This window comes from Pseudomonas sp. H1_D05, from assembly GCF_054682705.1.
The window spans coordinates 6329746-6355163 of the sequence record NZ_CP162825.1 but is presented as its reverse complement, the minus strand read 5'-3'; the positions used below and the strand labels follow the sequence as shown (position 1 = coordinate 6355163).

The following is a 25418-nucleotide window of genomic DNA, read 5'->3' as shown; positions in this document are numbered from 1 at the left end:
AACTCAGAGCGTAGTCAAAACCCGCACGGGCGTGTGGCTGACTACTCGATCTGCAACAGAACCTGACGATTTTTTACCTGATCGCCAACCTTGACCTGCACCCGCTTGAGCACGCCGTCGATACCGGCCTTGAGCGGGTGCTCCATTTTCATTGCCTCCAGCACCACCAGCAACTGACCCTTACTGACCGGACTACCTTCGCTGACCAGTACGTCGACGATGGCACCGTCCATGGGGGCTTTCAGGGTGCCGGAGCTGACGCTGGTCTGACTGTCGATCACGGCGTGAGTTCGATCCTCAAGGTGCAGACTGCCGGGATGGCAGAACAACCAGAGTTGCTCGTCATTCAGGCGGTAGGTGTGGCGCTGACGAAGACCGTCAACTTCCAGCGTGACCGACTGGGCATCGTGGTCGATAAGTTTCAATTCAAGCGTGCGGTCGGCTAGCTGCACTTTGAACACGCCGTGTGCCTCAGCGAGTAGGTGCACGGTCCAGGTCTGATCGTCGAGGCCGAGGCGATAATGCAGCGGCACATTCGCGTTATTGCGCCAGCCGTTAAGTGGTGCGCGGTGGCTGCGGGCGCTGGTTTGATAGAAAAGTACCGTCGCGATCGCCAACTGCTCGGCATCCGGAATGGAGCGGTGCAGGCAAGGGTGATCACTGAAGTGCCGGGCGATGAAGGCAGTACTGAAGTCGCCGCTGATGAACTGCGGGTGTTGCAACAGACTGGCGAGCAGGCGCTGATTACTCTGTACACCCAATAGCACCGTGTCCTGTACCGCGCGCAACAGTTTGCGTCGGACTTCCTCGCGAGTCGCACCCCAGGCGATCAGCTTACCGAGCATCGGGTCGTAGAACGGGCTGACCGATTGCCCTTCAAGCAAACCATGGTCGATTCGCGTACCGTGCTGCAGCGCCGGTTCCCAGGCTTGCACTCGGCCGGTTTGTGGCAGGAAGTCTTGCGCGGGATCTTCGGCGTAAAGCCGCACTTCCATGGCATGTCCGTTGAGCTGAACCTGATCCTGGGTCAGCGGCAACGGCTGACCTTCGGCAACGAGCAATTGCCATGCGACCAGATCCAGCCCGGTAATCAGTTCAGTTACCGGGTGCTCGACTTGCAGACGCGTATTCATCTCCAGAAAGTAGAACTGGCCGCGTGTGTCGAGCAGAAACTCAACGGTGCCAGCGCCGACATAGTTCACTGCGCGCCCGGCTTTCAATGCCGCTTCACCCATGGCCTGACGCAACTCGGCGGTCATCACCGGGCAGGGTGCTTCTTCGATGACTTTCTGATGGCGACGCTGAATTGAGCAGTCACGTTCGCCCAGGTAGATCAGGTTGCCGTGCTGATCGCCGAACAGCTGCACTTCGACATGCCGTGGCTCGATCAACGCTTGTTCGAGGATCAGTTCGTCGCTGCCGAACGCGTTCAATGCTTCGGAGCGCGCGGTGCGCAGTTGCGCCGGCAGATCAGCCGCATTTTGCAGCAGACGCATGCCGCGCCCACCACCGCCGGCACTGGCCTTGATCATCAATGGGTAGCCGATTCGCTCGGCTTCTCGCAGCAGGGTGGCGTCGTCCTGTTCGGCGCCTTGATAACCGGCGATGCACGGCACACCCGCTTCGAGCATGGCGATTTTTGACTGGCGTTTGCTGCCCATCAATTCGATGGCTTCGACGCTGGGGCCGATGAAGATCAGCCCGGCCTGTTCGCAGGCGCGGGCGAATTCGGCGTTTTCCGAAAGAAAGCCGTAGCCGGGATGGATCGCGTCAGCACCGCTGCGGCGAGCGGCGTCGAGGATCGCCGGGATGTTGAGGTATGACTGTTGAACGGGGGGCGGACCAATGCGAACGGCTTGGTCAGCCATCTGAACGTGCAGGGCATCGGCGTCGGCATCGCTGAAGACGGCGACGGTGCGATAGCCCAAGGCTTGGGCGGTGCGCTGGATGCGGCAGGCGATTTCACCGCGGTTGGCGATCAGGATTTTGTGGATGGCGGGCATGGTGATCTTCCTGAGTATTTGGCGGTGAATGTGATGGCCTCATCGCGAGCAGGCTCACTCCTACATCTGGAATGCATTTCCCCTGTAGGAGTGAGCCTGCTCGCGATGCTTTTAAGTGGCCCACCGAGGTTTACGCTTCTGCACAAAAGCCATGGTTCCCTCCACACCTTCGGCGCCAGTCACTGCTTCGCTAAACCACTGCGCCGCCTCATCGAGCAATTCACTTGAAGGCTGCCCGGCACTCGCCAACAACAATTTCTTGGTCATGGCATTCGCCTCCGGCGCGCAACACAGCACATGTTGCAACACCTCATCCAGCCGCTCAGCCAAGGCCTGCGAATCCTCTTCGACGAAATGCACCAGCCCTAGACGGCGTGCCTGGTGCCCATCGAAACGTGCGGCGGTCAGTGCCAGTCGACGGGTTTCGGTGAGGCCGATGCGCTGCACCACAAACGGCGCAATCTGCGCCGGCAGCAAGCCGAGGCTGGTTTCCGGTAAACCGAATTGCGCCTGATGATCGGCAATCGCGATGTCGCTGACACAGGCCAGACCGAAACCACCGCCGAGCACCGCGCCTTGCAGCACGGTGATCAGCACTTGCGGCGTGTGCTGGGCTTCTTCCAGCAGGGCGCCGAATGCCCGGTTCAGAACGCGATAAGCCTCGGTGCCTTGAGCGCGAGCGCTGGCCATGTCCTTGATATCGCCACCGGCGCAGAAATGCCCGCCGGCACCGCTGAGCACCAACGCCCGAACAGCGCGGTCATCACGCACAGCCGCCAGCACCGTGCGCAGTTCGCTGACCATCTGCAGGCTCATCGCATTTCGACTGTCCGGCCGATGGAGGGTGATGTGCAGCACGCCGCCATGCAGTTCCAGCAACAGCGTCTGACATTGCGGCAGGCTGCTCATTTCTTTTTCCCCGGGAGGATGCCCATCAGTTTGCAGATAATCCCCAACATGATCTCGTCGGCGCCGCCGCCAATCGATACCAGCCGGACATCGCGGTAGGCGCGGGCCACCGGGTTGTCCCACATGAAACCCATGCCGCCCCAATATTGCAGGCAGCTGTCGCTGACTTCACGGCCCAGACGCCCGGCCTTGAGCTTGGCCATCGACGCCAGCCGCGTGACGTCCTGGCCTTTCACGTACTGCTCGGTGGCCTGATAGACCAGCGCGCGCAGGCATTCGATTTCGGTCTGCAATTCGGCGAGGCGGAAGTGGATGACCTGGTTGTCGATCAGTGCATTGCCGAAGGTCTTGCGCTCCTTGCAGTACTCGATGGTGCTGTCGACGCAATATTCCAGCCCCTTGATCATGTTTGCCGCGCCGAACAGGCGTTCTTCCTGAAACTGCAGCATCTGCATCATGAACCCGGCGCCTTCATGGCCGATGCGATTGCGCTGTGGCACGCGCACGTTGTCGAAAAACACCTGGGCGGTTTCCGAGCTGCGCATGCCGAGCTTGTCCAGGTGCGAGCTGAGGCTGATCCCCGGCGTGTTCATCGGCACCATGATCAGCGATTTGTTGATGTGTGGTTTGTCGTCCGAGGTGTTGGCCAGCAGGCAGATGAAATCGGCGCTCGGCGAGTTGGTGATCCACATCTTGCTGCCGTTGATCACATAGTCGTCGCCGTCCTTGCGCGCGGTGGTTTTCAGCCCGGCGACGTCGGAGCCTGCACCGACTTCGGAGACGCCGATGCAACCAACCTGCTCGCCAGTGATCGCCGGGCGCAGGAACTCTTCGCGCAATTCATCGGAGCCGAAACGGGCGAGGGCAGGCGTACACATGTCGGTCTGCACGCCGATCGACATCGGAATGCCGCCGCAATGAATGGTGCCGAACTCTTCGGCGGCGACAATCGAATAGCTGTAATCGAGGCCCATGCCGCCGAATTTTTCCGGCTTGGAAATCCCCAGCAAACCGAGGTCGCCGGCCTGGCGGAAAATCTCGTGGATCGGGAAGCGTCCAGCCTTTTCCCATTCATCGACGTGCGGATTGATCTCGTGCTCGACAAATTGGCGGACGGTACGGCGCAGGGCTTCGTGTTCCGGGGTGAAGATCATTGTTATTGTTCTCCGTAGGGTCCGTGGCGGTCAGAACCGGCTGACGCCGAAGCTATTGGGTTGCAGCTTGCGAATGTCGGCCTCGTGGCAGATGTCCAGCAAGTAGCCGAGCAGGGTGCGCGTGTCGCGCGGATCGATCAGCCCGTCGTCCCACAGGTTGGCGCTGCCATAGAGAGCGGTGGACTGGCTGTCGAGTTTCTGCGCGGTGACTTGTTCGAGCATGTCGAGCATTTTCGGGTCTGGCGTCAGGCCGTCCTTCAACTGCTTGGCTTCGGTAACGATGCGCAAGACTTTGCCGGCCTGCGCACCGCCCATCACCGCCGTGCGGCTGTTCGGCCAGGCGAAGATGAAGCGCGGATCGAGTCCGCGTCCGCACATCGCATAGTTGCCGGCACCGTAGGAACCGCCGACGACCATCGTCAGTTTAGGCACCCGTGCATTGGCTACCGCTTGAATCAGTTTCGAGCCGTGTTTGATCACGCCTTGCTGCTCGGATTCGGTGCCGACCATGAAACCGGTGGTGTTGTGAAAGAACAGCAGCGGCGTCTGGCTCTGATCGCACAACTGAATGAACTGCGCCGCTTTGCTCGCGCCGTTGGGTGTGATTGGGCCGTTGTTGCCGATGAACCCGCAGGCGCGGCCCTGAATCTTCAACTGGCCGCAAACAGTTTGCTGATCGAACTCGCCCTTGAATTCGACGAAGCAGGATTCGTCGGCAATGCGCGCGATGATTTCGCGCACGTCGTAAGGTTTTTTCGGATCGTCGGGGATCAGCCCGAGCAATTCATCGATGGGGTAGAGCGGCTCTTTGTATTGCGGCTCCGGCAACCACGGCAGTTGCTCGTTCCACGGCAACATACGGAGGATTTCACGGACCTGACGCACGCCATCGGCATCGTTTTCAGCAAGGTATTCAGCCGTTCCGGCGACCTGTGCGTGCATCTCGGCGCCACCGAGTTCTTCATCGGTGGCGACTTCGCCGGTGGCCGCTTTCAGCAGTGGCGGACCGGCGAGAAACAGCTTGGCCTTGCCGCGCACCACCACCACGTAATCCGACAGCCCCGGCTGATAGGCGCCACCGGCCGTGGCCGAACCATGCACCACGGTAATCTGCGGCAAACCCATTGCCGACATCCGCGCCTGATTGGCAAAACTGCGCGCGCCTTCGACAAAAATCTCGGCGGCGTAATTGAGGTTGGCGCCGCCACTTTCGGCAAGGGTGATCACCGGGAGTTTGTTTTCCTGGGCGATCTGTTGCAGGCGCAGGGATTTTTTCAGGCCAGTGGGCGAGATCGTCCCGCCCTTGATTGCGCTGTTGTTCGCCACCACCATCGCGCGAATGCCGCAGACGTAACCGATACCGGCGATCAGTCCGCCACCGGCGGAACTGCCGTCCTTGTCGTCGTGCAACTTGTAGCCGGCGAGGCTGGCCAGTTCGAGAAACGGCGCGCCGGGATCGAGCAACAGATTCAAGCGCTCACGGGGCAGCAGTTGCCCGCGCTTGTCGAACCCGGCTTTGGCTTCGGTGGCCTTGTTCAACAGGCTCTGTTCGAGTTGCTGCACATGTTCGATCGCCGCGAGCATGGCCGAGCGGTTGCGGGCAAACGCTTCGCTGTGCGGGTCGAGTCGGGACTGGATCTGCGGCATGGCTTACTCCTTGTCCTTCAGCACATCGGGTAAATAGGCGCGGTGAAAGCCGTTGAACGACTCGCTGTGGGTCGCCTTGTGCAACGGCCATGCACGGCTGCCGAGGCTGGCCGCGCCGTCGATTTTCAAGGTGCTGCCACTGATAAATGCGGCGGCCGGGCTCAGCAAAAAAACAATCGCCGCACTGACTTCCGACTCGGTGCCGATGCGCTTGAGTGGCACATGTTCACGCAGGGTCGGAATCACCGCTTTGAATGCGCCTTCGTAAGTGTCCATGCCGCTGGAGGCAATCCAGCCCGGCGCCACCGCGTTGACCCGCACGCCGGCATAACCCCATTCGAACGCGGCAGTTTTGGTGAAGTTGTCCATGCCCGACCGCGCCGCGCCAGAGTGACCCATGCCGGGCATGCCGCCCCACATGTCGGCGAGCATGTTGACGATGTTGCCGCCGTGTTTGCTCATCGACTGGTTGAACACTTCCCGCGCCATCAGAAAACCACCGACGAGGTTGGTGCGCAGCACGGTTTCGAAACCTTTCTGATTGATCGAGGCCAAGGGCGACGGGTACTGGCCGCCGGCATTGTTGACCAGACCTTGGATCGGTCCGTGTTCAGCAATCAATTCGCTGACCAGCTGTTTTACCGCTTCTTCATCGCGGATATCGCAAGCCTTCCAGTGCGCGCGGCCACCGTCCTCGGCGATTTCGTCGGTGACCTTTTGCAGCTTCTCCGGCTTGCGCCCGACCAGCAGCACATTGGCGCCGAGGGCCGCCAGTTCATGGGCGGTGCAGCGACCGATGCCACTGCCGCCACCGGTGACGATGATGGTCTGGTCGCTGAACAGATCGGCGTGGAAAATCGACGCGTAAGCCATGCAAACAATCCTCTAGTCGAGCTGTTCGGCGATGCTCTGCGGCACCGGGATCTGGATTTCCAACAGTTGCTGGGCGAAGGCTTTGCCTTGCGGATCGATGCGCAGACTGGCCACGCCGCCACCGCCGAGGGCGTTTTCCAGGAGAAAGTTGAGGCTGTGGGTGCCGGGCAGATACCAGCGTTCGACCCGGCCGTGGATCGGATCGAGTACATGGCTCATCCAGTCGACGATCACCGCCGGGGTCAGTGCTTCGGCGATCCACGGCAGGTATTCGGGTTTGCGCGGCATCACGCCAATGTTGCTGTGATTGCCCTTGTCACCGGAGCGCGCGACGGCCAGTTTCACCAGCGCCACACTGGCATCGGCGCGGCCCTGTGGTTTGGGCGGCTGATGGGGCAGGGGCAAATCCGCGCTGTCGAGTGCGCTGAGCGAAGGCAGGGCGCATGGATAACGTTGACCGGCCATGTCGATCTGTACTGTGCAGGCGCTTTTATCGATCAGGAATGAAAACAGACGAATCAGCGGATACACCGTTGGCCGCCCGCCGATGATGCCGGTCAGCCCCGGCGCCATGCCGGTCGCGGCTTGGGCAATTTCCCGGGAGAACAGTACCAGCGCCTGTTTGCTCGGGTGGCGCACGGCGAGCTTGATCACCACTTCGCGGCTGTCACGGCGCTGGCCGTGGGGGCCGTAGGTGGCTTCGCTGCCGAGCAGTTCGATGTTGATTTCGCTGTAGGGCACCCAGCCGCGCTGGCTGAACATTTGCGAAGTCTTGTCGATGATCGACTGACTGACCCGCTGCGCTTTTTCCACTGCATCGATACCGGCGATCAGGCAACTGGCGGTGCAACGAAACCCTTCCGGGTAGGTGGCGCTGACCTTGTATTTATCGCTTGGTGGCAGGCCTTTGGCGCCGTGGACGTGCACGGCATTCTTGCCTTGTTGCTGAAGTTTGACCTCGGTGAAATTGCAGACCACGTCGGGCAACAGATAGGCCTGCGGATCGCCGATTTCATAAAGCATTTGCTCGCCGACGGTCAGCGGTGTGACCAGTCCGCCGCTGCCTTCGGGCTTGCTGACGATGAACTGGCCGTCGGCGCTGACTTCCACGATCGGAAAGCCGATGTGCTCGTAATCCGGCACTTCGCGCCAATCGGTGAAATTGCCGCCGGTGCATTGCGCGCCGCATTCGATGATGTGCCCGGCGAGCGCAGCCTGGGCGAGTTTGTCGTAGTCGTGCCATGACCAGCCGAATTCATGCACCAGCGCCGCACTGACCACCGCGCTGTCGACCACGCGCCCAGTGATGACAATGTCGGCCCCCAGGCGCAGCGCTTCGACAATGCCCGGCGCGCCAAGGTAGGCGTTGGTCGACACGCACATTAGCGGCAGCGGGGCGCCGCTGAACATTTCGGTGATGCCGCTGAGCTGTTTGAGCTGTGGTTGCAGATCATCGCCCAGTAATACGGCGATTTTCAGTGCGACGCCGGCCTTGTCGCAGACCGCTTGCAGGGCGGCGGCGCAGGCTTGCGGATTGATCCCGCCGGCATTGCTGATCACGCGGATGTTCTGCTCGGCCAGTTGCGGCAGCAGTGGTGTCAGCACGTCGATGAAGTCGCCGGCAAACCCCGCCTGCGGGTCCTTCATGCGTGCCCCGGCCATGATCGACATTGTGATCTCGGCCAGGTAATCGAACACCAGATAATCCAGCTTGCCGCCCTCCACCAGTTGCGCGGCGGCGGTGGACGTATCTCCCCAGAATGCACTGGCGCATCCGATGCGAACGGTGGTGGGCATTTTTATCTCCGACTCAGCAACCTGCGACAGAAGTGTCCTGAGGCTACCAAGCAAGCGCTTGGTTTGTAAACAGTTGAAACTATCTTCTGCCCAAGCGCTTGCTTGGTTGCCGCTGGCGGCTTAAATTGCGCGCAACCCTGCGGTTTCAGGGGGCAACAGACTGATCGACTGTAGGAGAGAACGGGTGGACGAGCAAAAAGCCCTGAGGGTCATGCGCGATTTGGTTGATGAAGGCCAATTGACCGACCCTGACAGCGCCCGCGGCAAATTGCTGCAAGTGGCCGCTCACCTGTTCCGCAACAAAGGCTACGAACGTACCACGGTGCGCGATTTGGCCGGCGCCGTCGGCATCCAGTCGGGAAGCATTTTTCATCACTTCAAAAGCAAGGATGAAATCCTCCGGGCGGTGATGGAAGAAACCATCCGCTACAACACCGCGTTAATGCGGGCAGCCCTGGCCGATGCGGCCAATGTGCGCGAACGCGTGCTGGCGCTGATTCGCTGCGAACTGCAGTCAATCATGGGCGGCAGCGGTGAAGCCATGGCAGTGCTGGTTTACGAATGGCGTTCGCTGTCCGAAGAAGGCCAGGCCAAAGTGCTGGCACTGCGCGATGTCTACGAGGACATCTGGCTGCAAGTGCTGGGTGAGGCCAAGGACGCAGGATTTATCCGTGGCGATGTATTTATTACCCGACGTTTCCTCACTGGCGCACTGTCCTGGACGACCACCTGGTTCCGTGCCGGCGGCAGTTTGAGCCTCGATCAGTTGGCCGACGAGGCGCTGATTCTGGTCCTCGAAGCGCGTTGAAGCACTTTCTATCCGGCCGGGAAACTGGCTAACTGGGCGAAACCGCCTAGCTTGAATGCATTGATCGGTATTTTTTCGGGGAGTGGGGTGTTTTGAAGTCTTTGCCAATTCGGACGGCCGCGGGCTTGATGCTCGCAGCGCTGGCTGCATTTTGGGTATTGCCCGCTCAGGCAGCGCAATTGGTCCGGGTCGGCGCGGCGCATTTTCCGCCTTACACCGTTCGCCCGGAAAACGGTGCCGACACAGGCCTTCTGCCGCAATTGGTCGAGGCCCTTAATCGCCTGCAAAGCGATTATCAGTTCGTCCTCGTGCCCACCTCGATTCCCCGGCGTTTCGGTGACTTCAAGCAGGGCCGGATCGACATGGCAATTTTCGAGAATCCCGATTGGGGCTGGAAGGAAATTCCCCACACAGATGTCGACATGGGCCTTGAGGATGCGGAAATTTTCGTCGCACAACGCGAAGATGGCCGGCAGCAGAATTATTTCGCCGACCTCACTGGCAAGCGCCTGGCTCTGTTCAGCGGTTATCACTACGAGTTCGCCAACTTCAACGCTGACCCGAAATACCTCGCACAGAATTACAACGCCACGCTGACCTATTCCCACGACAGCAACCTGCTGATGGTGCTGCGCGGGCGCGCCGATGTTGCCTTGGTGACCCGTTCCTATCTGTTCGATTACCTGCTGCGTAACGAAAAAGTGCGCGACGAGTTGCTGGTGTCGCAGCGCATCGATCAGGTCTATCACCATTACGCGATTCTTCGTCCGACCGCGCCGATCACCGGCGCGGCGTTTGGCAAGTTGTTGCAGGGTTTGCGCGACAACGGTGAAATGCTGAAGATTTTCGATCCGTACAAGATTGCCGTAGTGCCGGTGCCTCACCACTGAGGCACCGATTTTCGGGCAAAGCCTAAATTTTCCCTCCCGGATCACGTCCCATCGTTGAACTGTCGACGATTATCGTGAGCCCGACCCATGTCCAATCTGAATGACCTGACTTCCCTGGCCTTGCCTGCGGGCAGTCAACTGATCGCTGATGTCAGCGAAAGCCGTCTGAGCCTGAGCCTGGACGGACAACCGCTGATCCGCTTGCGCCTCGATCAAGACGTAAAGGGGCCGATCCAGATCGATGAGCGTTTTGCGTTGCCGCCCGGGCAGGCGTTGTGGGCAGCCTGTTACTGGCTGTTCGCGCGGGATCCGGCGTGCCGGCAATTGACCTGGCAACTCGATCAGCCACCGACCGAAGCGTTGCTCAGTGGCTTGCTGGTGAGCACCGAAGTGGCTGGCGAATATCGCTGCGAGCGCACGCTGTTCTGGCAATTGCCGCAACCTTGGCTTGGGACTTCGCTGACGGGCAGCTATCCGCAGCAAATGGTCATCAGCCAAGGTAAACGTCATCCGCTGCGGCCAGTCAAACCGCGCGGTGAAGTGTATCGGCGTTTCGATGCCCGCCTTGGTGCGTGGATTTCCCTGCGCACTGTAGAGATCGAAGCAGACCTGGCGCGCTTCAACCGCTGGCAGAACAGCCCGCGCGTCGCCAGTTTCTGGCAGGAAGAGGGCAGCCTCGAGAAGCATCGCGAATACCTGAGCAAGCTCGATGCTGACCCGCATACGCTGACGCTGATTGGCTGTTTCGATGATCAGCCGTTTGCCTATTTCGAAGCCTACTGGGCCAAGGAAGATCGCATCGCGCCGTTCTACGATGCCGACAACTACGATCGCGGTATTCACATGCTGGTCGGCGAGGAAGAGCACCGTGGCCCGCATAAAGTGGCGAGCTGGTTATCGGCGCTGGTGCATTACCTGTTTCTCGATGATCCGCGCACTCAGCGGGTGGTCGCCGAGCCACGGGCCGACAACGCGAAGATGATCGGCCATATGCAGAATCAGTGTTTTCACTGTGAGAAAGAGTTCGACTTCCCGCACAAGCGCGCGGCGCTGATGATGTTGGGGCGTGAGCGATTTTTTGATCGGTGCAGGTTGGCGTGAGCTGATCGGGCTCAGGATCTTTGTGATTTTGAGTCCGTCTTCGCGAGCAAGCTCGCTCCCACATGGTTTCTGCATACGCAGATCTAATGTGGGAGCGAGCTTGCTCGCGAATGGCTTGACGCCGAATTCAGATCCTAGCGACGAGCCGCAATCACCGCATCCCGCCGACTGCCCGACACCTTGCGGCAGTGCACCAGTGCATCACGAATCATGAAGTTGACCAGGGTTGGCGAAACACCCAGTTCCTTGGCAATGTCCTTTTGCGGCACGCCGTGCAGGCGGTACATCTCGAACGCATAGCGCGTGCGGCTGGGCAGTTCGGTCAGCGCGTCGGCGATGTTTTCCAGGGTCGAGAAATTGATATGCGAGGTTTCCGGCGAAGCACCCTGGATGACCACATTCAGCCCTTCCTCTTCAGGGCCGGAGTACTTCTGCTCAAGCGCCTGTTTGCGGTAGTGATCGATGGCGAGGTTGCGCACGATCTGGAACAGATAGCTCAGTTGAGCCTTGATCGACGACGTGATCGGTGGCGCCGATTGCAGTCGGAAAAACGCATCCTGCACCACATCTTCGGCGCGCGAACGGCAGCCGGTAATGCGGGCTGCAATCTTGACCAGAATCAGTCGATTGTCGACGAATGCATGAAGTAGCGGTGAATCGCACTTGCTTGTGGATACTTGTTCCGTCATGGAAATCACCTTGCTGCCAAATAGGTTCGTGGGGCGCCTTGGAGGAGGGGCGTCCTACACATCGAGCGACAAATTATGTTGAATGATAATGATTGTCAATTGAGAAAGAGAAGTAATGCGCTACAAAAGTGCGTTCTGAGAACTGCGACATGCCGCCGCACCCCGGCCGCATTGGCGCTCCTGCCCGCCGACTAATTATTTCAAGACGTCATCCGTTCTCATTGGTGAATGGTTCCGGGCGCACAACCCCGGCCACACCACATTCCGCAGCCTTGCGTGGTCGGCACAGACCGCGCCCTGCATGCCCTTCGAGGGGCGTGACGCAGCAAACCCGATTCCATTAGCAAGCCGAATTCAGGCAGGAAACCTCATGACCGACGCGTTCGAACTTCCCAGCACCCTGGTCCAAGCCCTCCAGCGCCGCGCGGCCCTGACGCCGGATCGACTGGCCTTGCGTTTTCTCGCCGAAAACGAAGAGCAGGCTGTGGTACTCAGTTATCGTGAGCTGGATGAGCGCGCACGCACCATTGCGGCAGCGCTGCAAGCCGAGGCTGCCTTCGGTGACCGCGCGGTATTGCTGTTTCCCAGCGGTCCGGATTACGTCGCGGCATTTTTCGGTTGCCTTTACGCCGGCGTGATCGCAGTGCCGGCCTATCCGCCGGAATCCGCGCGCCGTCACCATCAGGAGCGTTTGCTGTCGATCATTGCCGACGCCGAACCGCGTCTGCTGCTGACCAGCGCCGACCTGTGCGACGCCTTGCAGCAGATCGAGGGTGCGCCGCCGTTGTTGTGTGTCGACACTCTCGACAAGACACTGGCGCAAAACTGGGTTGAACCGAGCCTGCCGCAAGACCACATCGCTTTCCTGCAATACACCTCCGGTTCGACTGCACTGCCCAAAGGCGTGCAAGTCAGCCACGGCAATCTGGTCGCCAACGAACTCCTGATCCGTCACGGTTTCGGCATCGACGTGAACCCTGACGATGTGATCGTCAGCTGGCTGCCGCTGTACCACGACATGGGTTTGATCGGTGGTCTGCTGCAGCCAATTTTCAGCGGCGTGCCATGCATTCTGATGTCGCCGGCGTACTTCCTCGGTCGGCCATTGCGCTGGCTGGAGGCGATCAGCGAATACGGCGGCACCATCAGCGGCGGGCCGGACTTCGCCTATCGCTTGTGCAGCGAACGGGTCAGCGAGTCGGCGCTGGAACGTCTCGATCTGAGTCGCTGGCGCGTGGCCTATTCCGGTTCCGAGCCAATCCGTCTCGACACCCTTGAGCGCTTCGCCGAGAAGTTCGCCGCATGCGGTTTCAGTGAGCACAGCTTCATGGCCTCGTACGGTTTGGCCGAAGCCACGCTGTTCGTCGCCGGCACCCCGCGCGGCACCGGTATTCCGGCACTGCGCGTGGACGATCAGGCGCTGGCACAAAACCGCGCCGAGCCGGGCGATGGCAGCCCAATCATGAGTTGTGGTATCAGCCAGCCGGAACACGCGGTGTTGATCGTCGAGCCGAACACACTCGTTGAACTCGCCGACAACGCAGTCGGCGAAGTCTGGGCCGCAGGCCCGAGCATCGCCCACGGCTACTGGCGCAATCCTGAAGCGAGCGCCAAGACCTTCGTCCAGCACGCCGGCCGCACCTGGCTGCGCACCGGCGACCTGGGCTTCATGCGCGACGCGGAGCTGTTCATCACCGGACGCCTGAAAGACATGCTGATCGTGCGCGGCCACAACCTGTATCCACAGGACATCGAAAAAACGGTCGAGAACGAAGTGGAAGTGGTGCGCAAGGGTCGCGTCGCTGCATTTGCGGTCAATCAGGATGGCGAGGAGGGCATCGGCATCGCGGCGGAAATCAGCCGCAGCGTGCAGAAAATCCTCCCGCCGGAGGCATTGATCAAAGCCATTCGCCAAGCCGTGGCTGAGGCTTGTCAGGAAGCCCCGAGCGTGGTGGTGCTGCTTAATCCCGGCGCCTTGCCGAAAACTTCCAGTGGCAAATTGCAGCGCTCGGCGTGCCGCAATCGTCTGGCCGATGGCAGCCTCGACAGCTACGCGGTGTTCCCGTCGAACACCGTTGAAAGCCAGGATGCAGTCACCAGCGCCTCAGAACTTGAAGGCTTGATCGGCAAGATCTGGGCTGAGCAACTCAACGTCAAACAGGTCAATGCCGACGACCACTTCTTCCTGCTCGGCGGCAACTCGATCGCCGCTACGCAAGTGGTCGCCCGCGTGCGTGAAGAACTCGCGCTTGAGCTGAACCTGCGCCTGTTGTTCGAAGCACCGACCCTGGCAGCGTTCGCCGCAGCCGTTGCGCAACAGCAGCAGGACGGCGGCAGCGCCCAAGGTGCAATCACCGCGTTGTCGCGCAGCGAGCCGATGCCGCAATCGCTGGCGCAAAACCGTTTGTGGATCACCTGGCAACTCGACCCACAGAGCAGCGCCTATAACATTCCCGGTGCCCTGCGTTTGCGTGGCGAACTGGACGAAGACGCTTTGCGTGCCAGCTTCCAGCAACTGATCGAACGCCACGAATCCCTGCGCACGCGTTTCTTCGAGCGCGACGGCGTGGCCCTGCAACAAGTGACTGTCGGCGCCAAATTCAACCTGCAACTGATCGACATCAGCGACTTGCCGGCGCCTGAGCGCGAGGCCCATGCGCAACAAATCCGCGAAGACGAAGCACGCACCCGGTTCGACCTGGAAAAAGGTCCGCTGCTGCGGGTGACGCTGGTGCGTCTCGACGACGAAGATCACCAATTGCTGGTGACGCTGCACCACATCATTGCCGACGGCTGGTCGCTGAACGTACTGATCGATGAATTCTCGCGCCTGTACGCCGCCGCTTCGCAAGGGCTGACGGCCAACCTCGCGCCATTGCCAACCCAGTACGCCGACTACGGCAGCTGGCAGCGTCAATGGCTGGCGCAAGGCGAGAGCGCGCGGCAACTGGCCTGGTGGAAAGCGCAGTTGGGCGACGAGCATCCAGCGCTGGAACTGGCCACCGATTACCCACGCTCCGCCAAGCAAACTCACAGCGCCGCACGCCACACCGTGCGTCTGGGCGCGAGCCTCAGCGATGCGCTCCGTAACACGGCACAGGCTCAGCAATCGACCCCGTTCATGCTGTTGCTCGCGGCATTCCAGAGCCTGCTGCATCGCTACAGCGGTCAGCGCGACATCCGCATCGGCGTACCGAATGCCAACCGTCCACGCCTGGAAACCCAGGGCCTGATCGGCTTCTTCATCAACACCCAAGTGCTGCGAGCAGAGATCGATTCGCGCCTGTCATTCGTTGCGCTGTTGGCCCAGGCCCGCAACGCCGCACTCGGTGCCCAGGCGAATCAGGATCTGCCCTTCGAACAACTCCTCGAAGCCTTCCCGCAGGCCCGCGAACAAGGTCTGTTTCAGGTCATGTTCAACCACCAGCAACGTGATCTGAGTGCGCTCAAACGTCTGCCGGGTCTGCTCGCCGAAGAACTGCCGTGGCACAGCCGCGAAGCCAAGTTCGACCTGCAATTGCACAGCGAAGAAGACCGCAACGGTCGCCTGACCCTGTCGTTCGACTACGCCAGCGAACTGTTCGATGTGGCGACCATCGAGCGTCTGGCCGAGCATTTCAGCAACCTGTTGCGCGACGTCTGCGAACGTCCGGAGCAAGCCATCGGTGATCTGCAACTGCTGACCGCCACTGAGCACGATCAGCAACAGCACTGGGGCGTTGCGCCATGCACCCCGGCGCAACAATGGCTGCCAGAACTGCTCAACGAACAGGCGCGTCTGACCCCGGAACGCACCTCGCTGGTGTGGGACGGCGGCAGCCTCGACTTTGCCGAATTGCACGCGCAAGCCAACCGCCTCGCGCATTACCTGCGCGACAAAGGCGTCGGCCCGGATGTCTGCGTGGCCATCGCTGCCGAGCGTTCGCCGCAACTGCTGATCGGCTTGCTGGCGATCATCAAGGCCGGCGGCGCCTATGTGCCACTGGACCCGGATTACCCGGCCGATCGTCTGGCTTACATGCTCCGCGACAGCGGCGTCGAACTGCTGCTGACCCAGACCGAATTGCTCGGCCGCTTGCCGGCCAGCGACGGCGTCAGCGTGATCGCCATGGACGCGCTGCACCTGGAAAACTGGCCGAGCCAGGCACCGGGTCTGCACCTGCACGGTGATAATCTCGCCTATGTGATTTACACCTCGGGTTCCACCGGCCAGCCGAAAGGCGTCGGCAACACCCACGCGGCACTGGCCGAGCGTCTGCAATGGATGCAGAACACCTACCGCCTCGATGAAACCGATGTGCTGATGCAAAAGGCACCGATCAGTTTCGACGTGTCGGTGTGGGAATGCTTCTGGCCACTGATCACCGGCGCGCGTCTGTTGATTGCCGGCCCCGGCGAACATCGCGATCCGCATCGCATCGCCCAGCTGGTTCAGGCCTATGGCGTGACCACGCTGCACTTTGTACCGCCGCTGCTCGCGCTGTTCATCGACGAACCACTGAGCGCCGAATGCACCAGCCTGCGCCGGGTGTTCTCCGGCGGCGAAGCGCTGCCCGCCGAACTGCGCAACCGCATCCTCGCGCAACTGCCGGCGGTGCAATTGCACAACCGTTACGGCCCGACTGAAACCGCGATCAACGTCACCCACTGGCATTGCACCACTGCCGATGGTGAGCGCTCGCCGATCGGTCGTCCGCTGGGCAACGTGATCTGCCGCGTGCTCGACGCCGATCTCAATCCGCTGCCGGCCGGTGTGCCGGGTGAATTGTGCATCAGCGGCATCGGCCTGGCTCGTGGTTACCTTGGTCGTCCATCGATGACCGCTGAACGCTTTGTGGTCGATCCATTGGGCGAGCAGGGCGCCCGGTTGTACCGCACCGGCGACCGCGCGCGCTGGACATCCGATGGCGTGATCGAATACCTCGGCCGCCTCGATCAGCAAGTCAAACTGCGTGGCTTCCGCGTTGAACCGGAAGAAATCGAAGCACGCTTGCTCGCCCAGGACGGCGTCGCCCAAGCCGTGGTGCTGGTGCGCGAAACCGCTGCCGGTGCGCAGCTGATCGGCTACTTTGCCGCGACCGATGCCAGTGAAAATCCTGACGAGCAAATCACCCGGCTGAGAACCGCGCTGGCCGCCGAGCTGCCGGAATATATGGTCCCGACGCAACTGATGCGTCTGGATGCCATGCCCCTGAGCCCCAGCGGCAAACTCGACCGCCGCGCCTTGCCCGAGCCGCATTGGCAAGTGCGCGAACACGTCGAACCGGTGACTCAACTGGAACAGCAGATCGCCGCGATCTGGCGTGAAGTGCTCGGGCTGCCTCAAGTCGGCCTGCGCGACGACTTCTTCGCCCTCGGCGGCCACTCGCTGCTGGCCACGCAAATCATCTCGCGCAGCCGTCAGGCCTGCGACGTCGAACTGCCGTTGCGTGCCTTGTTCGAGCACAGCGAACTCGGAGATTTCGCCGAGCAAATCCGCTTGATCCAGATCAGCGGCCGCACCAACAAACAGCCGCCAATTGACAAGGTTGATCGCAGCCAACCGGTACCGTTGTCTTACTCGCAACAGCGCATGTGGTTTCTCTGGCAGATGGAACCGGACAGCCCGGCCTACAACGTCGGCGGCATGGCGCGTCTGCGTGGTGTCCTGCATGTCGAGCGTTTCGAGGCCGCGTTGCAAGCGCTGATCCTGCGCCACGAAACCCTGCGCACCACCTTCCCGAGCGTCGACGGCGTCGCCCGCCAACAAGTGCATGGCGAAACCGGTGTGCGCATGGGCTGGAAGGATTTCTCAAAACTTGCCGCCGATGTGCGTGAGCAAAAGGTTCAGCAACTGGCCGATGACGAAGCGCATCTGCCGTTCGATCTGGAAACCGGCCCGCTGCTGCGCGCCTGTCTGGTGAAGACTGCCGAGCACGAACATTACTTTGTCCTGACTCTGCACCACATCGTCACCGAAGGCTGGGCGATGGATATTTTCGCCCGGGAACTCAGTGCGCTGTACGAAGCCTTTGTCGATGACCGTGATTCGCCGCTTGAGCCGCTGCCGGTGCAGTACCTCGACTACAGCGTCTGGCAACGCAACTGGCTGGAATCCGGCGAGCGTCAGCGCCAACTCGACTACTGGACCGCGCAACTCGGTCGTGAACATCCGCTGCTGGAATTGCCGGGGGACCGTCCGCGTCCCCCAGTGCAAAGCCATCAGGGTGAGCTGTTCCGTTTCGACCTCAGCGACGACCTCGCCGCGCGGGTTCGTGCGTTCAATGCGCAAAACGGTCTGACCCTGTTCATGACCATGACCGCCGCACTCGCGACGCTGCTTTACCGCTATAGCGGCCAGACCGATCTGCGCATTGGCGCGCCGGTGGCCAACCGCATTCGCCCGGAAAGTGAAGGGTTGATCGGTGCGTTCCTCAACACCCAAGTGCTGCGTTGCCAGCTCGACGGCATGATGTCGGTCGGCGAACTGTTCGAGCAGGTGCGTCACACCGTGATCGAAGGCCAGTCGCATCAGGATCTGCCATTCGATCATCTGGTTGAAGCCTTGCAACCGCCGCGCAGCGCTGCGTACAACCCGCTGTTTCAGGTGATGTGCAACGTGCAGCGCTGGGAATTCCAGCAGAGCCGCATGCTCGCTGGCATGACCGTCGAGTACCTGGCCAACGATGCACGAGCGACCAAGTTCGACCTCAACCTGGAAGTCACCGACCTCGACCATCGCCTCGGTTGCTGCCTGACTTACAGCACCGATCTGTTCGACGAGCCGACCATCGCGCGCATGGCCAAGCATTGGCGCAATCTGCTCGAAGCGCTGATCGCCGATCCGCAGCAGCGCCTCAGTGAATTGCCGCTGCTCGATGCGCCTGAGCAACAGCACCTGCTCGACAGCCTCGGCATCGAGTCGGGCGAGCATCGTCTCGATCAGTGCATTCATCACCTGTTCGCCGAACAGGCGCTGGCCCGCAAAGACGCGCCGGCCCTGACCTTCGCCGGGCAGACCCTGAGCTACGCCGAACTCGACGCCCGCGCCAATCGTCTGGCCTGGGCCTTGCGTGAGCGCGGGGTCGGCCCCCAAGTGCGCGTGGGTCTGGCGCTGGAGCGTTCGCTGGAGATGGTCATTGGCTTGCTGGCGATTCTCAAGGCTGGCGGTGCGTATGTGCCGCTGGACCCGGAATACCCGCTCGACCGTCTGCATTACATGATCGAAGACAGCCGCATCGGCCTGCTGCTCAGTGATCGCGCCATGTTCAAAGCCCTTGGCGATCTGCCGCCAAGTGTGGCGCGCTGGTGTCTGGAAGAAGACAGCGCGGCACTCGCCGCTTACCCGGCCCGCGAGCTGCCGTTTATCAGCCTGCCGCAGCATCAGGCGTACCTGATTTACACCTCGGGTTCGACCGGTAAACCAAAAGGCGTGGTGGTCTCCCACGGCGAAATCGCCATGCACTGCCAAGCCGTGATCGAGCGGTTTGCCATGCGCCCCGACGACTGCGAACTGCATTTCTATTCGATCAACTTCGACGCGGCGACCGAGCGCCTGTTGGTGCCGTTGCTCAGTGGCGCGCAGGTGGTGTTGCGTGCGCAGGGTCAGTGGGACGCGGAAGAAATCTGCGGCTTGATCCGCACGCATAAAATCAACGTGCTTGGTTTTACCCCGAGCTACGGCAGCCAGTTGGCGCAGTTCCTCTCGACGCAAAACGAAATCTTGCCGGTGCGGATGATCATCACCGGCGGCGAAGCGCTGACCGGTGAACACCTGCAACGGATTCGCGCGGCGTTCCAACCGGCAATGTTCTTCAATGCCTACGGCCCGACCGAAACCGTGGTCATGCCCCTGGCCAGTCTGGCGCCGGAGGTGCTGGAAGAGGGTGCCGGCAGTGTGCCGATCGGCAGCGTGATTGGCGCACGCGTGGCGTACATTCTCGACGCCGATCTGGCATTGGTACCGCAAGGTGCAACCGGTGAATTGTTCGTCGGCGGCGCCGGTCTGGCCCAGGCCTATCACGACCGTCCGGGCATTACCGCCGAGCGTTTTGTCGCTGACCCATTCGCCACCGATGGCGGGCGCATGTATCGCACCGGCGACCTGGTGCGCCAGCGTGCCGATGGTTTGGTGGAGTATTTGGGACGAATCGACCATCAGGTGAAAATCCGTGGATTCCGTATCGAACTGGGCGAAATCGAAACGCGTCTGCTCGATCACGATTCGATCCGTGAAGCCGTGGTGCTCGCACTGGATGCCCCAAGCGGCAAGCAACTGGTTGGCTATCTCGTCACCGAGGTTGCTGAGCAAAGTGAAACCCGTCAGGCTGAACTGCGCGAAGCCCTGAAATCGCACCTCAAGGCACAACTTCCGGATTACATGGTGCCGACTCACCTGATTCTGCTGGCGAGCATGCCGCTGACCGCCAACGGCAAACTCGACCGTCGCGCCTTGCCGGCGCCCGATCCTGAGTTGAATCGTCAGGACTACGTCGCGCCGAGTAACGAACTGGAGCAGACCCTGGCGCAGATCTGGTGCGAGGTGCTCAACGTCGAGCAGGTCGGCCTCAACGACAACTTCTTCGAACTCGGTGGCGACTCGATTCTGTCGATCCAAGTGGTCAGCCGTGCGCGTCAGCAAGGCATTCATTTCAGCCCGCGTGATCTGTTCCAGCATCAGACCGTGCAAACCCTCTCCGCTGTGGCCAGTCGTACCGAGCAGGTGACGGCCGAGCAAGGCCTGGTGGCTGGCGAATCGGCCCTGACGCCGATTCAACATTGGTTCTTCGACACGGAAATCCCGGAACGTCAGCACTGGAACCAAGCGTTGTTGCTGGAGCCAACTGTGGCACTGGAACCGCATCGACTGGAGCAGGCGCTGCTGGCGGTGATTGAGCAGCATGACGCCTTGCGTCTGCGCTTCACCGAGGCCGACGGCCAATGGCAAGCGACGCATCAACCGGTCTCCGATGCGGTGGTGTTGTGGCAAGTGCGCGTGACCTCGATGGACAAGTGTGAAGCACTGTTCGCTGATGCCCAGCGCAGTCTCGATCTTGAACAAGGCCCGTTGTTGCGTGCCCTGCTGGTTGACGGCCCTGAAGGTCAGCAACGCCTGTTCATCGCGATTCATCACTTGGTGGTCGACGGCGTGTCGTGGCGCGTTCTGCTCGATGATCTGCAAACCGTGTATCGCCAACTCGACGCCGAACAAGCGGTAAAACTGCCGGCGAAAACCAGCTCTTTCAAGGACTGGGCGGCGCGTTTGCAGGCCTACGCCGGCAGCGAATCACTGCGCGAAGAACTCGACTGGTGGCAGACCCACCTGGCTGGGCCGAACGCTGATCTGCCCTGCGAAAATCCACAGGGCGGCCAGCAGAATCGTCACGCACAAACCGTCAGCGTGCGCCTCGATGCCGAGCACACCAAACAGTTGTTGCAACAGGCTCCGGCGGCCTATCGCACGCAGGTTAATGACCTGCTGTTGACGGCGTTGGCCCGAGTGTTGTGCCGCTGGAGCGGTCAACCGTCGGCGCTGATTCAACTGGAAGGCCACGGCCGCGAAACCCTGTTCGACGAGATCGACCTGACCCGCACCGTCGGCTGGTTCACCAGCGCTTACCCGCTGCGTCTGACCCCGCACAACATCGAAGAAGCCGCCGGGCAGGGCGCTTCGATCAAGGCGATCAAAGAACAACTGCGCGCCGTGCCGCATAAAGGTCTGGGTTATGGCGTGCTGCGTTATCTCGCCGATGACCTCAGCCAGCGCAGCATGGCCGCGCTGCCGCAGGCGCCGGTTACCTTCAACTACCTCGGCCAGTTCGACCAGAGCTTCGGCAGCGATGCGCTGTTCCGTCCGCTGGACGAGCCGGTCGGTGCCGCGCACGATCCGCAGGCGCCATTGCCCAACGAGTTGAGCATCGACAGCCAGGTTTACGGCGGTGAATTGCTCCTGCGCTGGACCTTCAGCGCCGAGCGTTATGACGCGCAGACCATCAACGATCTGGCTGACGCTTACCTCGGTGAGCTGCAAAGCCTGATCGCCCATTGCCTGCAAGACGAGGCCGGCGGCCTGACGCCATCGGACTTCCCGCTGGCCAGGCTGACTCAGGCGCAACTCGATGCCTTGCCGGTGCCGGCCGCGTACATCGAAGACGTCTATCCGCTGACGCCGATGCAGGAAGGCATGTTGCTGCACACCTTGCTCGAACCGGGCACCGGCCTGTACTACATGCAGGATCGCTACCGCATCAACAGCGAACTCGACCCGCAGCGTTTCGCTCAGGCCTGGCAAGCGGTGGTCGCCCGTCACGAAGCGCTGCGTGCCTCGTTCTGCTGGAACGTTGGCGAAGACATGCTGCAAGTGATTCATACGCCGGGTCGTACGCCAATCGAATATCTGGACTGGAGCGCCATCGCTGAAATCGAGCAGGAACCGAAGCTGCAAGCGCTGCTGCAACGCGAGCGCGAGGCCGGTTTCGATCTGCTCAATCAGGCGCCGTTCCACTTGCGCCTGATCAAGGTCGGCGCGTCGCGTTACTGGTTCATGATGAGCAACCACCACATCCTCATCGATGCCTGGTGCCGCTCGTTGCTGATGAACGACTTCTTCGAGATTTACACCGCGCTGGGTGAGGGTCGTGAAGCGCAACTCGCCGTACCACCGCGTTACCGCGATTACATCGGCTGGCTGCAACGCCAGAGCCTCGCCGAAGCGCGGCAGTGGTGGCAGCAGAACCTGCAAGGGTTCGAGCGCACCACGCCGATTCCGAGCGACCGTCCATTCCTGCGTGAACATGCCGGTGAAAGCGGCGGCATGGTCGTCGGCGACCGCTACACCCGCCTCAATGTCGAGGACGGTGCGCGTCTGCGGGAACTGGCGCAGGCGCATCAACTGACCATCAACACCTTCGCCCAAGCGGCGTGGGCCTTGGTCCTGCGGCGCCTAAGCGGTGATCGTGACGTGCTCTTCGGCGTCACCGTGGCCGGGCGTCCGGTGGACATGCCGGAGATGCAACGCACCGTCGGTCTGTTCATCAACAGCATCGCGCTGCGGGTGAAAATGCCCGGGGACGATCAGCGCAGCAGCGTGCGTCAGTGGCTCAGTGGTTTGCTCGACAGCAACATGCAACTGCGCGAGTACGAATACCTGCCGCTGGTGAACATTCAGGAACAAAGCGAATTGCCGAAAGGCCAGCCGCTGTTCGACAGCCTGTTCGTCTTCGAGAATGCCCCGGTGGAAGTCTCGGTACTGGACCGTGCGCAGAGCCTGAATGCGACCTCGGATTCAGGCCGTACCCACACCAACTTCCCGCTGACGGCGGTGTGTTACCCGGGCGATGACCTCGGTCTGCACCTGTCGTACGACCAGCGTTATTTCGACGAATCGACCATCGAGCGCATGCTCGGCGAGTTCAAACGTCTGCTGCTGGCGCTGGTCGATGGCTTCCATGGCGACATGGCCGATCTGCCGCTGCTAGGCACAGAGGAACAGGACTTTCTGCTGCACGGTTGCAACCAGAGTGCCCACGATTATCCGCTGGAGCAGAGCTACGTGGCGCTGTTTGAAGCGCAGGTTGTCGCGCATCCGCAGCGCATCGCCGCCAGTTGCCTGGATCAGCAACAGAGCTATGCCGAGCTGAACCACAATGCCAACCGTCTCGGCCATGCACTGGTCGCCGCCGGTGTGCAGATGGATCAACCGGTGGCCTTGCTCGGCGAACGCAATCTCGATCTGCTCGGCATGATCATCGGCAGCTTCAAGGCTGGCGCGGGTTATCTGCCGCTGGATCCGGGCCTGCCGAGCCAGCGTCTGCAACGCATCATCGAATTGAGCCGCACGCCGGTGCTGGTCTGCTCCAAAGCATGCTTTGAACAGGCGCAGACCTTGCTGGATGAATTCAGCTGCGCCAATCGCCCGCGCTTGTTGGTCTGGGAAGAGATTCAAGCGGCAGCGACAGCGGCGCAGAACCTCGGCATTTACAGCGGCCCGGACAACCTCGCTTACGTGATCTACACCTCGGGTTCGACCGGCCTGCCGAAAGGCGTAATGGTCGAACAGCGCGGCATGCTCAATAACCAGTTGAGCAAGGTGCCGTATCTGCAACTGAGCGAGGCCGATGTGATTGCGCAGACCGCTTCGCAAAGCTTCGATATTTCGGTCTGGCAGTTCCTTGCCGCGCCGTTGTTCGGAGCGCGAGTGGACATCGTGCCGAACACCATCGCCCACGATCCGCAAGGTTTGCTGGTGCATGTGCAAGCGCAGGGCATCACCGTGCTGGAGAGTGTGCCATCGCTGATTCAAGGCATGCTCGCCTCGGAGCGTCTGAGTCTTGATGGCTTGCGCTGGATGCTGCCGACCGGTGAAGCAATGCCGCCGGAGCTGGCGCACCAATGGCTGCGGCGTTATCCGGACATTGGTTTGGTCAACGCGTACGGTCCGGCGGAGTGCTCGGACGACGTGGCGTTCTTCCGTGTCGACATGGCGTCGACGCGCGGCAGTTACTTGCCGATCGGCACGCCGACCGACAACAACTTGCTCTATCTGGTCGATGGTGCGCTGGAACTGGTGCCGTTGGGCGCGGTGGGTGAGTTGTGTGTTGCCGGGACCGGCGTCGGGCGCGGCTATGTCAGCGATCCGCTGCGCACCGCGCCGGTGTTTGTGCCGAACCCGTTCGGTGCGCCGGGCGAGCGTCTGTATCGCACCGGTGACCTGGCGCGGCGTCGCAGCGACGGTGTGCTGGAGTACGTTGGCCGGGTCGATCACCAAGTGAAGATTCGCGGCTATCGCATCGAGCTGGGTGAGATCGAAGCGCGCCTGCATGAACAGCCGGAAGTGCGCGATGGCGCGGTCGCTGTGCAGGAGGGCGTCAACGGTAAACACTTGGTCGGTTATCTGGTTGCGGCCGATTCAGCACTCAATCCGAGCGAACGCCTGGAGCGGATCAAGCAGCGCCTGCGCGCCGAACTGCCAGAGTACATGGTGCCGCTGCACTGGTTGTGGCTCGAGCAAATGCCGCTGAACGCCAACGGCAAGCTCGATCGCAAAGCCTTGCCGGCGCTGGAGATCGGCCAGTTGCAGAGCGAGGATTATCTGGCCCCGCGCAATGATCTTGAACAGACGTTGGCTGATATTTGGGCTGAGGTGCTGAAGGTCGAAAAGGTCGGTGTACGCGACAACTTCTTCGAGCTGGGCGGGCATTCGTTGCTGGCCACGCAGATCGCCTCGCGGGTGCAGAAAACCCTGCAGCGCGATGTGCCGCTGCGAGCGATGTTCGAGTGCAGCACGGTGGAGGAGTTGGCTGAGTACATCGATGGACTGGCGGCGAGTGATATCACCGAGGAGAAGGTTGATCGGTTGAATGATCTGATGGCGGAGCTGGAGGGCCTCTGATTCTCTAGTGTCTGCACTGGCCCTTTCGCGAGCAAGCTCGCTCCCACACTCAGTACTGTGTAAGCAGAACCAATGTGGGAGCGAGCTTGCTCGCGAAGGCGTCAGTAGCAGCAACACAAACCGCATCATCTCCAAGGTTGACGACCAGCAACCGGCAGCTCAGTCTGCCGGTTCTCTT

At 61.2% G+C, this 25418-nt stretch carries 11 protein-coding genes; 4 read left to right on the top strand and 7 right to left on the bottom strand.

The annotated features are described in order from the left end of the window. Nucleotides 1–41: 41 nt before the first annotated feature. The 6 genes from AB4O11_RS28490 to AB4O11_RS28465 all read right to left on the bottom strand — a co-directional run bounded on the left by AB4O11_RS28490 (nucleotide 42) and on the right by AB4O11_RS28465 (nucleotide 8383). On the bottom strand, nucleotides 42–2003 hold the full coding sequence (locus AB4O11_RS28490) for an acetyl/propionyl/methylcrotonyl-CoA carboxylase subunit alpha (RefSeq protein WP_460129677.1): 1962 nt from the start codon (nucleotides 2001–2003) through the stop codon (nucleotides 42–44). A gap of 111 nt (nucleotides 2004–2114) precedes the next feature. Then, nucleotides 2115–2912, bottom strand: coding sequence for an enoyl-CoA hydratase/isomerase family protein (locus AB4O11_RS28485; RefSeq protein ID WP_460129675.1), 798 nt, complete (start codon nucleotides 2910–2912; stop codon nucleotides 2115–2117). After that, nucleotides 2909–4066: a citronellyl-CoA dehydrogenase gene (atuD, locus tag AB4O11_RS28480; protein ID WP_186620625.1), complete on the bottom strand. Its 1158-nt coding sequence runs from the start codon at nucleotides 4064–4066 to the stop codon at nucleotides 2909–2911. Before atuD ends, AB4O11_RS28485 begins: the two co-directional genes overlap by 4 nt. 30 nt (nucleotides 4067–4096) lie before the next feature. Beyond that, a complete protein-coding gene (atuC, locus tag AB4O11_RS28475) occupies nucleotides 4097–5713 on the bottom strand; it encodes a geranyl-CoA carboxylase subunit beta (protein ID WP_460129673.1) in 1617 nt (538 codons plus the stop codon). Nucleotides 5714–5716: 3 nt separating this feature from the next. After that, nucleotides 5717–6586, bottom strand: a complete 870-nt coding sequence (locus tag AB4O11_RS28470) for an SDR family oxidoreductase (protein WP_460129671.1) — start codon at nucleotides 6584–6586, stop codon at nucleotides 5717–5719. 12 nt (nucleotides 6587–6598) lie between these two features. Continuing rightward, entirely contained in the window at nucleotides 6599–8383 is a 1785-nt protein-coding gene (locus tag AB4O11_RS28465) for an acyclic terpene utilization AtuA family protein (protein WP_460129668.1), read from the bottom strand. A gap of 184 nt (nucleotides 8384–8567) precedes the next feature. On the opposite strand from AB4O11_RS28465, the gene AB4O11_RS28460 reads away from it, so the two are divergent. The 3 genes from AB4O11_RS28460 (at nucleotide 8568) to AB4O11_RS28450 (ending at nucleotide 11182) form a co-directional block, all read left to right on the top strand. Next, nucleotides 8568–9191, top strand: coding sequence for a TetR/AcrR family transcriptional regulator (locus AB4O11_RS28460; RefSeq protein WP_093435063.1), 624 nt, complete (start codon nucleotides 8568–8570; stop codon nucleotides 9189–9191). Between the two features lie 92 nt (nucleotides 9192–9283). Next, a complete protein-coding gene (locus tag AB4O11_RS28455) occupies nucleotides 9284–10081 on the top strand; it encodes a substrate-binding periplasmic protein (RefSeq protein WP_093435061.1) in 798 nt (265 codons plus the stop codon). Between the two features lie 87 nt (nucleotides 10082–10168). Beyond that, nucleotides 10169–11182: a GNAT family N-acetyltransferase gene (locus tag AB4O11_RS28450; RefSeq protein ID WP_320337677.1), complete on the top strand. Its 1014-nt coding sequence runs from the start codon at nucleotides 10169–10171 to the stop codon at nucleotides 11180–11182. A 134-nt stretch (nucleotides 11183–11316) separates the two neighbouring features. Here AB4O11_RS28450 and AB4O11_RS28445 read toward each other — a convergent pair whose 3' ends face one another. Further along, nucleotides 11317–11871: an RNA polymerase factor sigma-70 gene (locus tag AB4O11_RS28445; protein WP_093435057.1), complete on the bottom strand. Its 555-nt coding sequence runs from the start codon at nucleotides 11869–11871 to the stop codon at nucleotides 11317–11319. A 370-nt stretch (nucleotides 11872–12241) separates the two neighbouring features. On the opposite strand from AB4O11_RS28445, the gene AB4O11_RS28440 reads away from it, so the two are divergent. Continuing rightward, entirely contained in the window at nucleotides 12242–25240 is a 12999-nt protein-coding gene (locus AB4O11_RS28440; protein ID WP_460129665.1) for a non-ribosomal peptide synthetase, read from the top strand. The last annotated feature ends 178 nt before the right edge of the window (nucleotides 25241–25418 follow it).

Coding starts and splice junctions, on each gene's coding strand:
- AB4O11_RS28450 (WP_320337677.1), top strand. CDS start 10,169: ATGTCCAATCTGAATGACCTGACTTCCCTGGCCTTGCCTGCGGGCAGT.
- atuD (WP_186620625.1), bottom strand. CDS start 4,066: ATGATCTTCACCCCGGAACACGAAGCCCTGCGCCGTACCGTCCGCCAA.
- AB4O11_RS28440 (WP_460129665.1), top strand. CDS start 12,242: ATGACCGACGCGTTCGAACTTCCCAGCACCCTGGTCCAAGCCCTCCAG.
- AB4O11_RS28465 (WP_460129668.1), bottom strand. CDS start 8,383: ATGCCCACCACCGTTCGCATCGGATGCGCCAGTGCATTCTGGGGAGAT.
- AB4O11_RS28445 (WP_093435057.1), bottom strand. CDS start 11,871: ATGACGGAACAAGTATCCACAAGCAAGTGCGATTCACCGCTACTTCAT.
- atuC (WP_460129673.1), bottom strand. CDS start 5,713: ATGCCGCAGATCCAGTCCCGACTCGACCCGCACAGCGAAGCGTTTGCC.
- AB4O11_RS28490 (WP_460129677.1), bottom strand. CDS start 2,003: ATGCCCGCCATCCACAAAATCCTGATCGCCAACCGCGGTGAAATCGCC.
- AB4O11_RS28470 (WP_460129671.1), bottom strand. CDS start 6,586: ATGGCTTACGCGTCGATTTTCCACGCCGATCTGTTCAGCGACCAGACC.
- AB4O11_RS28485 (WP_460129675.1), bottom strand. CDS start 2,912: ATGAGCAGCCTGCCGCAATGTCAGACGCTGTTGCTGGAACTGCATGGC.